Origin of the sequence: Nocardia sp. NBC_01499 (assembly GCF_045040275.1) — a bacterium.
Lineage (GTDB): Bacteria > Actinomycetota > Actinomycetes > Mycobacteriales > Mycobacteriaceae > Nocardia.
On the sequence record NZ_CP109426.1, the window covers coordinates 4,580,315 to 4,597,615 of the forward strand.

The 17,301-nt window shown below is 69.6% G+C and carries 1 protein-coding gene; it reads right to left on the bottom strand.

The window, feature by feature from the left end; translation table 11 throughout:
• Nucleotides 1-188 precede the first annotated feature (188 nt).
• Entirely contained in the window at nucleotides 189-17,042 is a 16,854-nt protein-coding gene (locus OG203_RS21035; RefSeq protein WP_405167324.1) for an amino acid adenylation domain-containing protein, read from the bottom strand.
• Nucleotides 17,043-17,301 lie beyond the last annotated feature (259 nt).

The window sequence follows — 17,301 nt, forward strand, 5'->3', positions numbered from 1 at the left end:
CCCCACGTGCCTGCGGTGGCGGCCCTTGGCACACCACGCCAGACCATACGGGCTATGTGGTCGTGGCAAAAGAGGTGAGCGTTACCGCAACGTTGCCCCATCATGCCTGAGCTACCCCGATCTTCGCGCGCCCGACCCACCTTCGTCCGCGCGGAGTGCTCGCGAGTCACGAATGCGCGCGTCCGCATCTAGTGCGCCCGAGGGTCGAGCAGGTCGGACAAGCTCGGGCCGATCTCGGCCAGCGCCTCCGGCGTGGTCATCTGATCGTGCGCGACACCGATCGGGTGATCTTCGACACGACCGTCGACGAACGGTTGCCAGCCGGCTGCCGCGGTGTCGTGACCAGCCGCGCTGTAGTAATCCAGCCTGCCGTGGAACACCTCTGGGCGATGCTCGGCGATCAGCTCGGCCGAACGCACCGCGCTGCGGTAGATCCGGCGCACCCGTTCCGGCGTGAGCACGGCCATGTCCGGCGGGATGGTGGCGTGCAGCGCGGCGAGTGCGTCCTCGCTGAGGTCGTGGATGTCGCCGTCGGTCGGCAGCAGCGCGTCGGCACCGATGCCGAGTTCGCTGAGCGCCTCGCGGATCGCGGCACGGAAGTCCGTGACATCGATATCGGGATGGCTGTCCAGCATGGCGAGCAGCGCGACCTGCTCACCGGCGGCCTGCAATTCGGTCGCGATGGCGTGCGCGAGCACACCGCCGAGCGACCAGCCGAGCAGCCGGTACGGACCCTGCGGTTGCACGGCGCGGATCTCGGCCACATACCGGCTCGCCATCTCGACCAGTGAGGCGGGCAGGTAGCCGTCCTCGGTCAGCGCGGGCGACTGCAGGCCGAAGATCGGCCTGCTCGCGGGCACGTAGCGGGCCAAACCCGCATAGCACCAAGACAATCCGTACATCGGGTGGATGCAGAACAGCGGCGCGGCGGCGGCCATATCGTGCGGCACCCTGGTGCGGATGGACAGCAGCACGCCGAGCGCGGCGTTCGAGTCGAGGTCGTAATCGTGGTCACCGGCCAGCGCCGCGAGGATGCGGGTGGCCAGCGCGCCGGGGGTGGAGTCGGTGAAGAACCACTGCACCCTGACCTCGGCGCCGGTGAGCGTGCGCAACCGGCTGACCGCGCGGGTGGCGACCAGCGAGTTGCCGCCGAGATCGAAGAAGTCGTCGTCGAGTCCGACCCGCTCGACGCCAAGGATTTCGGCGAAGACCTCGACGATGGTCCGCTCCAGCGGGGTGGTCGGCGGCCGGTACGGGCGGGCGGCGAGTTCGGGGACCGGGAGCGCTTTGCGGTCGAGCTTGCCACTTGCGTTGAGCGGCAACGCATCCAGCACGAGGAACGCCGACGGCACCATGTACGACGGCAGCGCGCCGCGGGCGTGCAGCAGGGCCGCGGTCTGGTCGATGGTCTCCCCCGGCTTGGCGACCAGGTAGGCGACGAGCCGGTCGCCGGTGGTGCCACTGACCAGGGCGACGGCGGCGTGGCGCACCGAGTCGAGGCCGAGCAGCACGGTTTCGATCTCGCCGAGCTCGACCCGCTGGCCGCGCAGCTTGACCTGGAAGTCGCTGCGGCCCAAGTACTCCAGCGCATCGGTGCGCCAGCGGACGATGTCACCGGTGCGGTAGAGGCGCGCACCGCCCTCGTGCGCCACGAAACGCTCCGCGGTGAGGGCTGGGGCGCCGAGGTAGCCGCGGGCCAGCTGGACGCCGGCGAGGTACAGCTCGCCCGCGGCGCCGGGTGGCACCGGGCGCAGCTGACGGTCGAGCACGTGCACCTGCGTGTTGGCGACCGGTGTACCGATCGGAATCGACACCGCGGCACCGTCTTCCACCGGATGGTCGGTGACCACCGTCGCCTCCGCTGGCCCGTACCAGTTCACCAGTCTGGTGTCCGGTAGAGCGGCGGCGAAGGCCGTCGCGGTCTCGGCGGTGAGCGCCTCGCCCGCGGCGAACACCCGACGCAGGCTCGGGTACTGCGCCGCCAAGTCCGGTCCGAGGAACGCGTCCAGCATCGACGGCACGAAATGCACCGTGCTGACGGCATTCTCGGCGATCGTCTTGGCCAGGTACGCCGGGTCGCGATGGCCGTCGGGTTCGGCGATGACGATCGAGGCGCCGGTCTGCAAGGGCCAGAACAACTCCCAGGTGGAGATGTCGAAGGTGATCGGCGTCTTGTGCAGCACCACGTCGCCGGTGTCGTGCGGGTAGGTCCGCTGCGCCCAGCGGAACTGGTTGACCATCTGCCGGTGGGTGATCACCACGCCCTTAGGGCGCCCGGTGGAACCGGAGGTGTAGATGACGTAGGCGACGTTGTCCGGATGAATATCGGGTTCCACGACCGCAACCGCGTCCAGTGGCAGATACAGCGTGTCCACCGCGACGACCGCGATATCGGTGTCGGTCACGAAGGCGTCGGCGCTGGTTGTCAGAACGCAGGCCGGGTTCGCGCTGGTCAGGACGTACTCGCTGCGTTCGGCCGGGTGATCCGGGTCGATCGGCAGGTAGCCAGCGCCAGCACGCAACACCCCGTAGATGGTGACGACCAGGTCGATGCCGCGCCGCATCGCCACACCGACCCGCGATTCCGCGCCGATCCCCCACCGCGCGATTTCGTTCGCGAGCGCCCGGGAGCGCAGGTCGAGGTCGGCGTAGCTGAGCGTGACTTCGCCGTAGCGCAGCGCGGGGGCCTCCGGCGTGCGCGCCACCTGAGCGTCGAACAGGGACAGCAGCGTCGCGTCGTCCAGCAGCTCCGGCACTTCGGTGGCGTTGCGGGCGGCCAGCTCGGCCCGTTCGGTGTCGAGCAGCACATCGATGTCGGCGATGCGGGCCTGCGGGTTGGTCACGAACCGGCGGATCAACGCCGAAAGTCGTTGGGCGAGCGCCTGTGCCGCCGACTCGTCGAACAGGTCGCGCAGATACTTCACCGACACCCGCAGCTGACTGTCGAGCACCACCATCACGGTGAGCGGGTAGTGGGTGCCGTTGACCGCGCCGACACCGGTGACGCTCAGGCCGTCGATATCGCTGGCCTTGTCCAGGCCGTCACGGTCGACGGGGAAGGACTCGAACACCACGAGGGAGTCGAAAAGCCCTTCCACACCGACGATTTCCTGAATGTCGCTCAGCCCGAGGTAGTGGTGGTCGAGCAGCCCGGCCTGCTCACCCTGCAGCTGGCGCAGCAGCCCGCCGAGGGTGTCGGTGGCGCCGAGGCGCACCCGCACCGGGATCGCGTTGAGGAACAGGCCGACCATGCTCTCGACACCGTCGAGCTGCGGCGGCCTGCCGGACACGGTGGCGCCGAACACCACATCGTCGCGGTCGACGCTGCGGCCGATCAACAGACCCCAGGCCGCCTGCACGACCGTGTTCACCGTGACGCCGAGACCCGAGGCAAGGCGGGTGAGCGCGTTGGTGTCGGACTGTGCCAGCTCGAAGCCGACTTCGCCTACGCCCGAGGAGATTTCGCGGCCGGGGTCGACCGGTGCCAGCGGCGTCGGCTCGGTGATACCGCTCAATGCGGCACGCCAGGCTTCGCGCGCCGAGTCCGCCTTCTGCGCGACCAGCCAGGCCAGGTAGCCGCGATAGGACGGCACCTTGGGCAGATGCCGGGAATTGCCGCCGAGCGCGTATAGCGTCAGCAGGTCCTTCATCAGCAACGGCATCGACCAGCCGTCGATCAGGATGTGATGGCTGGTCACCAACAGGTGATACGCATCGGCAGACGAGCGGATCAGCGCGAACCGCAGCAGCGGCGCGGTCCGCATGTCGAAGTGATCGGCCAGGTCGGCCGCCTTGATGTCGGCCAGTTCCGCGGCCGCGGCGGCGGGCTCGAGCTGGGCAAGATCGATGAGCCGCCATGGCACTTCGATCGAATCCTGCACGATCTGCAGCGGATTGCCCGCAGCGTCCTCGGCGAAGGCGACGCGCAAATTGTCGTGCCGGTCGAGCACGGCCTGTGCCGCCGCGTGCATCCGCCCGGCGTGCACCTCGCCGCCCAGGTCGAGGACGAACTGGGTGGTGTAGACGTCCACGGAGGACTCGGCGAGCAGCGCGTGGAACAGCATGCCCGACTGCAGCGGGGTCACCGGCCACACGTCGGTGAGGTTCGGGTAGGCGGCGGCGAGGCGGTCGATATCGGGCTGCTTCAGCCGAACCAGCGTGAAGTCCGACGGCGTGAAGGTAACCCCGTCGGTGCGCAGGCCGTGCTCGGCGAGCCCGCCGAGCGCGTAGATCCAGTGCTCGGCAAAGGTTTTCACCGCGTCACCGGCGAATGCGGCGGAGGCGTAGTCGAACCGGGCGACCAGGCCGTCGTCGGCGGCGTCGACGGTCAGGTCGAGCAGCAGGTCGTCGGCGGTGGTGTCGGTGTGCACCCTGGCCGGGCGCAGATCCCGGTAGCGCAGCGCGAATCGGCCACGACCGAGCTCGCTCAGTTCGGCGGCGGTGTCCGCGTTGAGGTAGCGCAGCAGGCCGTAACCGACGCCCTGCGAGGGCACCGAACGGCGCAGCTCCTTGATCTGCGCGAGCGCGGCGCCCGCGGCCGGGCCGCCGACGAGCGCGTCGTCCGCGTCGATCCTGGTGAGCCGCAACGGAAGCGGGAATTCGGTGGTGAAGCCGCCGACCATGCTCTCGTCGGCATTGGTCGCGGACCGCTCGTCGGCGGACAGCCGGACTACCGAACCGATTGCGCGCGTGACGGGTTCGCCCGCCGATGTCTGCAGGGCGAGTGCGAGCGCGGTGAGCAGGACGTCGTCCACCGTCGCGTGATAAGCCGCCGCAGCGGCGGCCACCGCGGCGGCGCCTTCCGCGGTGATGGCCAGCGAAACCCGGCTACGCGCGCGCAGGTCGCGTCCGTCGGCGACGGTGCCCTCGGGCACGGACGCCAAAATCCGCTCCCACCAGCCCAACTCGCCGACGGTCCGCAGATCGTGCGCCTTGGCCGAGAGCGCGCGGATGAGCACGCCGAGGCCGGATTCCGGCGCCGCGGGGGCGGCGTGGCGGCCGCGGCTCCATGCCGCGGTCAGCTGATCGACGATGGTCCGCCATGAGATGTCGTCCACGACAAGGCCGTTGGCGACGACGATCAGGGTCGATCGGCCCTCGGGGCCGCCGGTCAGCACGAAGTGGATGTTGCGGCCCTGTTCGGGATCGAGCGCCGCTGCGGCGGCCTGCACCACATCGTCGATGGGCAGCGTGGTTTCGCCGTGCTGCGCGTCGAGGCGGCGGAATGCCTCGCCGGTGCGTTCGTCGGCAGGGGGGATCCGCAGTACCGGGGAGTCGCCCTCGCGGTCGAGTCGAACCCACAGCATCGGATGCTGGTCGAGCACCTTGCCGACCGCAGTGTGCACCGCTTCGACGGCGCAGCTCTCCGGCACGTCCAGGGCGATGGCGCGGACCTCGACGCCGGTTTCGAGCAGTCGCGCCGCGTGCGGTGTCAACGGCAGGTCGCCCGACTCGTCGCCGGGCCCGTCCTCGACCACGGCCGCCTTGGCCAGCGCGGCGACGGTGCGCGACTCGAAAACGTCACGCGGGGTGAAGGTCACGCCGCGGCCGCGGCAGCGCGACACCACCTGGATGGAGACGATGCTGTCGCCGCCGAGTGCGAAGAAGTCGTCGTCGAGCCCGATCCGCTCGACACCGAGCACCTCGCCGATCACCTCGGCGATGGTCAGTTCCGCCTTGGTCTGCGGTGCGCGGTAGGCGGTCGTCTCGATGGCCGGTTCGGGCAGCGCGCGCCGATCAAGCTTGCCGACCGGCGTCAGCGGAATCTCGTCAAGAACCACGATCGCCGTCGGCACCATGTATTCCGGCAGGGTGGTACCGAGCTGCTCGGACAGCGCCGCGACATCGAGCGTTGTGTCCTTGGCGGGCAGCACGTAAGAGACCAGCATGGTCGCGCCGGAACCGGATTCGCGGCCGAGGGTGACCGCGAACTCGACGCCTGGCTGCGCGGCGAGCGCGGTGTCGATCTCGCCGAGTTCGATCCGGAAACCGCGCACCTTCACCTGGAAGTCGTTGCGGCCCACGTACTCCACCACCGGCGGGCCATCGGCACGACCCCAGCGCACGACATCGCCGGTGCGGTAGAGCCGTTCGCCGGGTCGGCCGTACGGGTCGGCGACGAACCGAGCCGCGGTGAGTCCCGGCCTGGCGTGGTAGCCGCGCGCCAGCTGGATACCACCCAGATATAGCTCGCCCGCAACACCTTCGGGCACCGGGCGCAGCCTGCGGTCGAGCACCAGCGAACGCATGCCGCGGATCGGGCCGCCGATGGTGACCGGCTCCCCGGGCCGCAGCGGGTCGCTGATATTGGTCATGATCGTGGTCTCGGTCGGTCCGTAACCGTTGTGGAAGCGCCGGTTCTCGGCGCCGGCCCACTTGGCGACCAGGTCGGCGGGCACCGCTTCGCCGCCGGCGACGATGGCGTGCATGCCGGACAGCGCGTCCTGATCGAGCGAGGCGAGCACAGACGGGGTGAGGAAGGCGTGCGTCACGCCCTCGGTCCGGATCAGTGCGGCCAGTTCGTCGCCGCCGAATGTCTGCGGCGGCGCGACCACCAGCGCGCCCGCCGAGCCGAGCGCGAGGAGCAGCTCCAGCATCGAGGCGTCGAACGACGGGGACGCGAAAGCCAGTGCGCGCGTGGTCTGGTCGAGCTCGTAGCGCTCCACCTGTTCGGCGCTGAAGTTGGCAAGACCGGCGTGCGTGACCACCACGCCCTTGGGCAGCCCGGTGGAGCCGGACGTGTAGATCACGTACGCGGCGTTGGTGCTCCGGATGGGGCCGTGCCGTTCGGTGAGGCTGATCGGGCGGTCCGAGCGGGACGCGACGTCGAAGGTGAAGTCGCGATCGTCGAGCACGAACCAGGGGCGGCCGCCCGCCATCGTCGGCAGGCCGCCGAGCTCGGCGGTGAGCGTCACGCCAAGTGCTGCACCGGAATCGGCAACCATGTGCGCGATGCGGTCGGCCGGGTAGGTCGGGTCGATCGGCACGATCGCCGCCCCGGTCTTGGCCACCGCCCACAGCGCGAGCAGCGACTCGACCGAGCGCCGGATCGCCAGCGCGACCAGAACATCCGGTCCCGCACCGCGATCGATGAGGGTGCGCGCCAATTGCGAAGAGGCGGCATCGAGTTCGACGTAGCTGAAGGAGCGGCCGCCGACGACGAGGGCGGCACCGGTGGGGTTCCTGGTGACCGCGGAGGCCATCAGTTCCGGCAGGCTGCGCGGTGCCGCGGCGTCGGCGCCCGCGCGGGAGACCAGGTCGGCCCGCTCGGACTCGTCCAGGATCTCCAGGTCGCCGACCGCGGTGTCCGGGTCGTGTGCGACGGCGGCCAGGATGCCGCGGAAGCGGCGGCCGAACTCGGTGACCGTGTGCTCGTCGAACAGGTCACGGGCATAGGTGAATTCGGCGGCGAGACCGGCTTCGGCACCGGCCTCGGTGCGTTGCTCGCGCATGGTCAGCAGCAGGTCGAACTTGGCGGTGTCGGCCGACGGGTCGAGCGCGGCGAAGTTCAGGCCGGGTAGTTCGAAGCTTGTCGCGGCGAGGTTTTCGAAGGACAGCGCGACCTGGAACAGCGGGTGCCTGCCCGCGGAACGCTCCGGATCCAGGACCTCGACGAGTCGCTCGAACGGGGTGTCCGCGTTGGCGAAGGCGCGCAGGTCGGTCTCCCGGTTGGCCGCGAGCAATTCGGTGAAGCCGAGGTCGGCGGCGACCCTGGTGCGCAGGACGAGCGTGTTGACGAACATGCCGATCAGATCGTCGAGTTCGGCCTCGCCTCGGCCCGCGATCGGGGTGCCGACGGCGACATCCTCGGTGCCGGACATGCGGGCGAGGAACACCGCCAGCGCGGTGTGCACGACCATGAACAGGGTCGCGTTGTGCTGCTTGGCCAGGCCGACCAGCGCGGCGTGCACGTCGGCTTCGATGACGAAATCCGTTTTGCCGCCGGCGAAACTCTGCGCCGCGGGGCGCGGCCGGTCGGTCGGCAGGTTCAGCTCGTCGGGCAGGTCGGCGAGTTCGGTTGTCCAATAGGCGAGTTGCGCGCCGGCCAGCGACTCGGGGTCGTCGTCGCTACCGAGCACGCTGCGCTGCCAGAGCGCGTAGTCGGCGTACTGGATCGGCAGCGGCGACCAGGACGGCGCCTCGCCGCCGCTGCGGGCGGCGTAGGCAAGCATCAGGTCCCGGGTCAGCGGGCCCATCGACCAGCCGTCGGCGCTGATGTGGTGCGCAACGAACACCAGCACGTATTCGCTGCCAGCGAGCTGGAACAGCCTGGCGCGGAACGGCACCTCCATGGTGACGTCGAAACCGGCGGAGACGATGCGCTGCACCTCGTGCGCGACGCGTTCCTCGCCGATCTGCGCGGGCGCCAGGTCCACCGAAACCTCGTGTGGCGCAAGGACACGTTGCTCCGGACCGTTCATGGTCTCGGGGTAGACGGTGCGCATGATCTCGTGGCGCGCGACGAGGTCGGCGACGGCCTCCTGCAACGCGTCCACATCGAGGTCGCCGGACAGGCGGATGGCGGCCGGGATGTTGTAGACGGCGGCGGAGGTGTCGAACTGGTTGAGGAACCACATTCGCTGCTGGGCGGAGGACAGCGGAATGTGGTCGGGGCGTTGCTGGGCGATGAGCGGGTTACGCGTGTGCTCGCCCGCGGTGTGTTCGACCTTGACCGCGAGCCCGGCGACGGTGGATGCCTCGAACAGCGCACGAACGGGGACCCGCGAATCCAGCGCGGCCCCGATGCGCGCGGCGACCTGGGTGGCCAGCAGTGAGTTTCCACCGAGGGCGAAGAAATCATCGTCGGCGCCGACGCGTTCGACACCGAGCACCTCGGCGTATACCGACGCGACGATCTCCTCGATCGGCGTCGACGGCGCGCGGAAGACCAGCGCCTCGAACTCGGGCTCCGGCAACGCCTTCCGATCCAGCTTGCCGTTCACGTTGAGCGGCAACGCATCCAGCACCACGAACGCCGACGGCACCATGTACGACGGCAAGGCGGCGCTCAGTGCCGACTTCACCTGTGCCACATCGAGACCGGCGGAATCGTCTGGCGTCCCGGCCTCGGCGGCGGCTTGCGCGGCGAAGGCGGCGGCCTGGACGGCGAAGGACGTGGCGGGACCAGCGGGGGCGACGGGTTCGGCGGCGGCGACCAGATAGGCCACCAGACGATCGCCGGTCTTGGGATCGGACTTGGCGACCACCGCGGTCTGCGCGATCTCGGGCAACGCGAGCAGCGCGGCCTCGATCTCGCCGAGCTCGATACGGAACCCGCGGATCTTCACCTGGAAGTCGGTGCGGCCCTGGTACTCCAGCGCACCAGCACGGTTCCAGGCCACCAGGTCACCCGTGCGGTACATGCGCGCGCCGGACCGGAACGGGTTGGCCACGAACCGATCCGCGGTCAGATCGGCGCGACCGAAGTAGCCGCGCGCCAGCTGACTACCGGACAGATACAACTCGCCGAAGACGCCGACCGGCACCGGGCGAAGCCGGGCGTCGAGCACGTAGGTCTGGCTGTTCCACTCGGGTGCGCCGATCGGCACGGAGCCATGGTCGGCCTCGGTGACGCGGTGGTCGGTGATCGACACCGCTGCCTCGGTGGGACCATATAGGTTGTGCAGCAACACGTTTGGATAGGCCGTCAGGAACCGCTGCGCCAGCGCGGCTGGCAGTGCCTCGCCGATGGCGAGCACGCGCCGCAGCGGCGACGGGTCCGGCGTGGTTTCGGTGCCGGTGTGCACAAGCAGGGCATCCAGCATGGACGGGACGACGTGCAGCGTCGTCACCGATTCCCGGACGATCAGGTCGTTGAGGTAGGCCGGATCGCGGTGCCCGTCCGGCGCCGCGATCACCAGCTTGCCCGCGCAGACCACCGCCGACCAGAACTCCCACACCGAAAGGTCGAAGGTGGCCGCCGTCTTGAGCAGCACGGCGTCGTCGTCGGCGAGCCCGAATTCGGCTGCCTTCCATTGCAACTGGTTCGCGATCGCGGCGTGCGCGACGGCAACACCCTTCGGGCGGCCGGTCGACCCGGATGTGAAGATCACGTACGCGGTGTTCTCGGGCCGCAAGGGGGCGAGGCGCTCGGTGTCCGCGAGCGGTCCGCTCGCGAAGGAACCGAGGACCAGCTCATCGACGGGCACCACGGGTGCCACCTCGGTGTCGAAGTCCGCGTCCGCGTTGGTCAGCACGCAGAGCGGTGCCGCGGTCTCGAGGATGTAGCCGGTGCGTTCGGCGGCCTGGTCCGGGTCGACCGGCACATACGCGCCACCGGCCTTGGCGACCGCGTACATCGCGACGACCAGGTCGACCGAGCGGCGGAAGGCGAGTGCCACCCGGGATTCCGGTCCGACACCGATCGAGATCAGGTACCGGGCAAGACGATTCACCCTGGTGTCCAGCTCGACGTAGTTCAGCTCGTGGCGGGCACCGTTGGGCAGGTCGGCCACCACGGCGACGGCCTCGGGCGCCGCGGCCAGTACCGCCCGCTGCAGGAACGACGGCAGCGTCGCGGCCGTATCGACCTGATGCGCGGTGTTGTTCCACCGCACCAGCACCGAGTCGCGCTCGTCGGGCGCGAGCAGGTCGATATCGCCGACGGGTGTCGTGGCGTCGGCTACCACGGTGGCGAGGATCCGGGACAGCCGCTCGGCGAAGCCGTGCACGGTGGCGGCGTCGAAAAGATCTGTGGCATAGGTGAAGAAGCCGCCGATGCCGGTGGGTGCGCCGGACTCGTCGTAGCTGTCCCCCACGATCAGGTGCAGATCGAACTGCGACACATCGAGATCCGCGTCGACACCGGCCACGGCGAGGCCGGGCAGTTCGAGCGCGGTGCGCGCGATGTTCTGGAACGACAGACCGACCTGGAACAGCGGATGATGCGCGGTCGAGCGCGGCGGGTTCAGTACCTCCACCAGCCGCTCGAACGGAATGTCCGCGTGCGCGAATGCCTGTAGGTCGGTATCGCGTTGCCTGGCAAGCACATCGGTGAACGATTCGCCGCCGTCGAAGGTCGCCCGGAAGACGACGGTGTTGACGAACATGCCGATCAGATCGTCGAGTTCACGCTCGCCACGACCGGCCACCGGGGTGCCGATGGCGATATCGCCGGTGCCCGAAAGCCGGGCAAGCAGCACCGCCAGCGCCGTATGCACGACCATGAACAACGTCGCACCGTGCGCGCGACCGAGTTCGACGAGACCGGCGTGCGTTGCCGCATCGATCCGCACATCCACCCGCGCACCGGACATCGACGCGATCGCGGGGCGCGGCCGATCCGTCGGCAACTCCAGCCGATCCGGCAATCCCGCGAGCTGCTTGCGCCAGAAGCTGATCTGCTGCGCGGCAATCGATTCCGCATCGGTCTCGGCACCGAGCACCGCACGCTGCCACAGCGCGTAATCGGCGTACTGCACCCGCAACGGATTCCAGCCTGGCGCCTCGCCCGCGGTCCGCGCGGCATAGGCCACCATCACATCGCGCACCAGCGGACCCATCGAGGACGCGTCCGCCGCGATGTGGTGCACCACCACGGCCAGGACATAGTCCGATCCCGCTGTGCCGTCGACGATTTCGAGCAGCCGCACGCGCACCGGCACCTCGGCGGTCACGTCGAACGGCGTCGACGCCAAGGTGTATACCTCGCCGGGCACCGAGGCCGCGGCGACGGGATGGGCGGTGACATCCAGGGCTACCCGGCTCGCGGGCAGCACCACCTGCACCGGGCCGTCCGCGCTCTCCGGGTACACGGTGCGCAGCACTTCGTGCCTGCTCACCACGTCGTCGAGGGCGGCACCGAGCGCCGCGACATCCAGCTCACCGGTCAGCCGCAGGGCGAACGGCAAGTTGTAGGCGGCCGAACCCGCCGCCGCGATATCGCCGTCGGCCTGGTCGAAACGGTTGAGGAACCACATCCGCCGCTGCGCCAGCGACAACGGCAACTGCTCGGGCCGGGCGATGCTGCCGAGCGGCACGCCCCGCTCGTCGTGCGTCCTCGACTCGATCGCGGCGGCCAGCGACTGCACCGTCGGCGTCTCGAACAGCGTCCGCACCGCGACCTTGGCGTCCACCGCGGCACCCAGCCGGGCCACCAGCCGGGTGGCGATCAGCGAGTTGCCGCCGAGGGCGAAGAAGTCGTCATCGGCACCGACTCGGTCCAGTCCGAGCACCTCGCCGAACACCTCGGCGACGACTTCCTCGACCGGCGTTGCGGGCGCGCGGAATTCGCGCGCGGTGAAGGTCGGCTCGGGCAGCGCCTTGCGATCCAGCTTGCCGCTCGGGTTCAGTGGGAAGGCGTCCAACGCGACGAGCGCGGTCGGCATCATATAGGCGGGCAGCGTTTCCGCGATGGCCGCGAGCAGTTCCGGCTGTTCGATCGAATGTCGCGGCGCGGCAACGACGTAGGCGACCAGCTGATCGCCGAGCGCCGACTGCCCGACCAGCGCCACCGCCTGGTTCACCGCGGGCTGGGCGAGCAGCGCGGTCTCGATCTCGCCGAGTTCGATGCGCTGGCCGCGGAACTTGACCTGGAAGTCGGTGCGGCCGAGGTAATCCAGGCGATGCGAGCGATCGGCGGTGGTATCGCGCCACACCACCAGGTCGCCGGTGCGGTACATGCGCTCGCCGAAGCCGAACGGGTCGGCCACGAATCGATCGGAGGTCAGGTCAGGCCGCCGGACGTAGCCGCGCGCCAGCTGGTCACCGGCGAGGTAGAGCTCGCCGGGCACGCCGGCGGGCACCGGGCGCAGGCGCGCGTCGAGCACGTAGACCTGGGTGTTCCACTGCGGCAACCCGATCGGGACCGAGCGGGTATCCGAGCCGTCGGCGGGCCAATAGGTCACCGACACCGCGGCTTCGGTCGGGCCGTAGAGGTTGTGCACCCGGGCATCCGATACCGCGCGGAACGCGCTGACGGTCTCCGGTGGCAACGCCTCGCCGATCACGAAGACGTCGCGCAGGGTCGGGCAGGCACCGGCCGTGGTGTGCGCGGCGAACACCGTCAGCATCGACGGCACGAAGTCGGTCACCGTCACGCGCTGCGCGGCAATGGTTTCCGCGACGTACACGGGATCGCGATGCCCGTCGTTGGTGGCCACGACCAGCTTCGCCCCGGCCCGCAGCGGCATGAAGAAGCCCCACAGCGACACGTCGAAGGTGGTCGCGGTCTTCTGCAGGTACACGTCGTCGGTGCCGAGCGGGTACTGCGTCAGCATCCATTCGATCTGGTTGTTGATCGCGGCGTGCGAGATCGCGACGCCCTTGGGCCGTCCGGTCGAACCCGACGTGAAGATGACGTAGGCGGGATGCTGCGGCAGCACCGTCCGGAGCAATTCCTCCTGGCGTACCGGGGCACCGTCGAACGCACTGGTGTCGACCGTGTCGAGGGTCAGCACCGTCGTACCGACCGGCACCTCGATCGCATCGGCGGAAGTTGTTACGACACAGGCAGGTTTAGCCGTATCGAGAATGTGCGCGATCCGCTCGGCGGGATGATCCGGATCCAACGGCACGTACGCACCGCCAGCCGTCACGATCGCATACATACCGACAACCAGATCCAGCGAACGCCGAATCGCCAGGCCCACCAACGACTCCGCGCCGATACCCTGCGAAATCAGCAGCCGCGCAAGCTTGTTGACCCGCTCATCGAACTCGGCGTATGTCAGCGTCGCGAAGCGACTCGATGAGGGGTGGTGGTCGGGCGACGGGTGGGCGAGCGTCGCACCTTCGTGGGCCAGTGCGATGGCCTCCGGATATGCCGCTGCCGCCCGCCGATATCCGTCGAGCAACAGCTCGGGCGTGACCGCGTGCCGGGTCTCGTTCCAGCCGAGCAGAATCCGCGCCAGCTCCGCCGGGGCGAGCAGGTCGATCTCACCGACCGCGCGGGCCGGGTCGGCGCCGACGGCAGTGAGCAGCCGCTCGAAGCGCTGCGCGAACTCCGCGATCGTCGACTCGTCGAACAGGTCAGTGGCGTAGGTGAACTGCGCCGAGAACCCCTGCTCGGCCTTGGGCACCACGGTCAGCTGCAGATCGAACTTGGCCACCGCGCCGTCGAAATCGACCGCGTGCGCGGACAATCCGGGCAGCTCGACCTGCGCCTTGTTCATGTTCTGGAAGAACAGCGCCACCTGGAACAGCGGGTGGTGTGCCTGCGAGCGCACCGGATCGAGCACCTCGACCAGCCGCTCGAACGGCAGCTCGGCGTGCGAGAACGCGGCAAGGTCCGTCTCTTTCGTCGCCGCGAGCAGTTCGGTGAACGAGGCGCCGGGATCGATCGGCGTGCGCAACACCAACGTGTTGACGAACATGCCGATGAGCCCGTCGAGCTCCCGCTCGCCACGACCGGCGACGGGCGTGCCGATGGTGATGTCGTCGGTGCCGGTGAGCCGGGCGAGCAGTGCCGCGAAGGCGGCGTGCACCACCATGAATTCCGAGGCGCCCGCCCGCTGGGCGAGCTCGATGAGCCCGCGATGCACCTCGGCGGCCACCTCGAAGGTGTATTCGGCACCCGCGCCGGTGGCGACGGCCGGACGCGCCCGGTCCGCGGGCAGCTCGAGCCGATCCGGGATGCCCGCCAACGCGTTGCGCCAGTAGGCGATCTGCGCGGCGGCCACCGACTCGGGATCGTTCTCGTCGCCGAGCACCTCGCGCTGCCACAGCGTGTAGTCGGCGTACTGCACCGGCAGCGGCGGCACCGAGGGCGGTGCGCCGTTGCGCCGAGACAGGAAGGCGCCGAGTAGGTCTCGCAGGAACGGGGCGACCGAGGCGCCGTCGGCGGCGATGTGGTGCACGACCACAACGACCACATGTTCGCTCGGCGACAGCTCGGCAAGCGCGATGCGCAACGGCACCTCGGCGGCGACGTCGAACCCGGCCAACGCGAGCCCGCGCAACCAGTCCACCAGCTCGGGCTCGGCCAACGGCTTCGGCGCCAGGTCAGGAACCGTCTGCGCGGCAGGCAATATCACCTGGTAGCCGGTGCCGTCGATGGCCGGGTAGACGGTGCGCAGCGTCTCGTGCCGTTCGATCACGTCGGTGATCGCGGCCTGCAACGCCGACACATCCAGCGAGCCGGACAGCCGGATGGCGAACGGAATGTTGTTCGCCGCCGACGCCGTATCGAACTGGTTCAGGAACCACATCCGCTGCTGCGCCAGCGACAGCGGAATGTGCTCGGGCCGCTCGGTCGGCGCGAGCGCACGCCGGTCACCGGCGCCCTTCAGCGACTCCATCCGCTCGGCGAGACCCGCGACCGTCGGGGTTTCGAAGATCAGCCGCGCCGGCACCCGCGCCGCGAGCGCCGCACCGAGCCGGGCGGCGGCCTGCGTCGCGATGAGCGAATTGCCGCCGAGTTCGAAGAAGTCGTCGTCGGCGCCGACCGGGGCGCCCGGCCCGAGCAGTTCGGCGAAGACATCGGCGACCAGTTCCTCCAGCGGGCCGACCGGCGCGCGAAACACCTTGGTCTGCAGGCGCGGCGCGGGCAGCGCGGCCCGGTCCAGCTTGCCGACCGGGGTCAGCGGGATCTCGGCGAGCACCATGACCACCGTCGGCACCATGTGCGCGGGCAGCTTCTGCTCCGCGACGGCGGCCAATTGCGCGGCGTCCGCGTACATTCCGGGCGCGGAGTGCACATAGGAGACGAGAATCGTCGCGCCGCTGTCGAGGTTGTGCCCGACGGTGACCGCGAAATCGACGGTCTCGTGCGCGGCGAGCACCGCGTCGATCTCGCCGAGCTCGATCCGGAAGCCGCGGATCTTCACCTGGAAGTCGTTGCGGCCCAAGTACTCCAACCCACCGGAGTCGGACCAGCGCACAAGGTCACCCGTCCGGTACAGCCGGGAACCGTTGGCATCGAACGGATTCGCGACGAAACGTGCCGCCGTCAACCCTGCCCGGTCGTGATAGCCCCTTGCCAGCTGTGCGCCGGTGATGTACAGCTCGCCGACCGCCCCGCTCGATACCGGAACCAACTGCTCGTCGAGCACGTACTCGGTGACCGCGCGGATCGGCCCGCCGATGGTCACCGGCGCGTCCTCGGCCAGCGGCGCACTGATATTCGTCATGATCGTGGTCTCGGTGGGCCCGTACCCGTTGAAGAACTCACGGACCCGCCGGCCCGACACCGGAACGGCCCAGCGCCGCACCAACTCCGGCGGGCATGCCTCACCGCCCGCGACCACCACGCGCAACTCGTCGAGCCCGGCGGGTTCCACCGAGGCCAGCGCGGCGGGCGTGATGAACGCGTGCGTCACGCCTTCCCGTCTGATCAGCGCCGCGAGCTCCTCGCCGCCGAACACCGTCGGCGCGACCACCACCATGGTGGCCGCGCCGCCGACCGCGAGCAGCAACTCGAGCACCGAGGCATCGAACGACGGCGACGCGAAATGCAGAGTCCGCGAATCATTCGTCACCCGATACCGCTCGCGCTGCTCCTCGCAGAAGCTCGACAGCCCGGCCTGGGTGACGACGACGCCCTTCGGCTTGCCGGTCGACCCCGAGGTGTAGATCACGTAGGCCGGATGCTCGGCGCGTAGCGGCCGCACCCGGTCGATGTAGGTCACCGGGTCGGCCGGGTACTCCTCGAGCAGCCTGGCGCAGTCGGGGGTGTCGATCGATAGCCAGTCGACCCGGTCCGCCAGCTCGTCGCGCACCGCGGCGACGGTCAGTCCGAAGACCGCGCCGGAGTCGACGATCATGTGCTCGACCCGATCGGCCGGATAGTTCGGATCCACCGGCACGAACCCGGCGCCCGACTTGGCCACCGCCCAGACCGCGATCACGGAGTCGACCGACCGCGGGATGCCGATGGCCACCAGGTGCTCGGGCCCGATACCGCGGCCGATGAGTAGTCGCGCCAGCCTGGTGGAGCGCTCATCGAGCTCGGCGTAGCTCAGCTCGGTCAGCGTGCCGGTGGCGTCGGCGAAGGCGACACCGATGCCGCTCGGGTTCGCCTCGACGGCGGTCGCCATCAGCTGCGGCAGGGTGGTGACTCTGGATCGCCTGGTTCGGGTGGGCCGAACGCGTGCCGGTCGGGTCATGCGCACACCGCTTCACGCGCGTCGTCATACCGCTGCCCGACCGACCGAACCATGGAGAAGCCTCACCCTGCCTGTTGTCGCCGCAAACCCGCTTTGATGCTCCCCACCCCCATGATCATCGAACGCGCGTATGCCCATCGTTACCGACCCCACCGACGCACGCCGAACACAGCCCGTGCGATCCGTGGAGCAGACCGCGACCCGACCGCGTGAAACGAGCGCCGGGACCGATTATCTCCTGTCGACGCGCGATTGGTGA

What these genes read in the sequence shown, in the direction of transcription:
- OG203_RS21035 (WP_405167324.1), bottom strand. Translation starts at nt 17,042, where the DNA reads ATGACCCGACCGGCACGCGTTCGGCCCACCCGAACCAGGCGATCCAGA.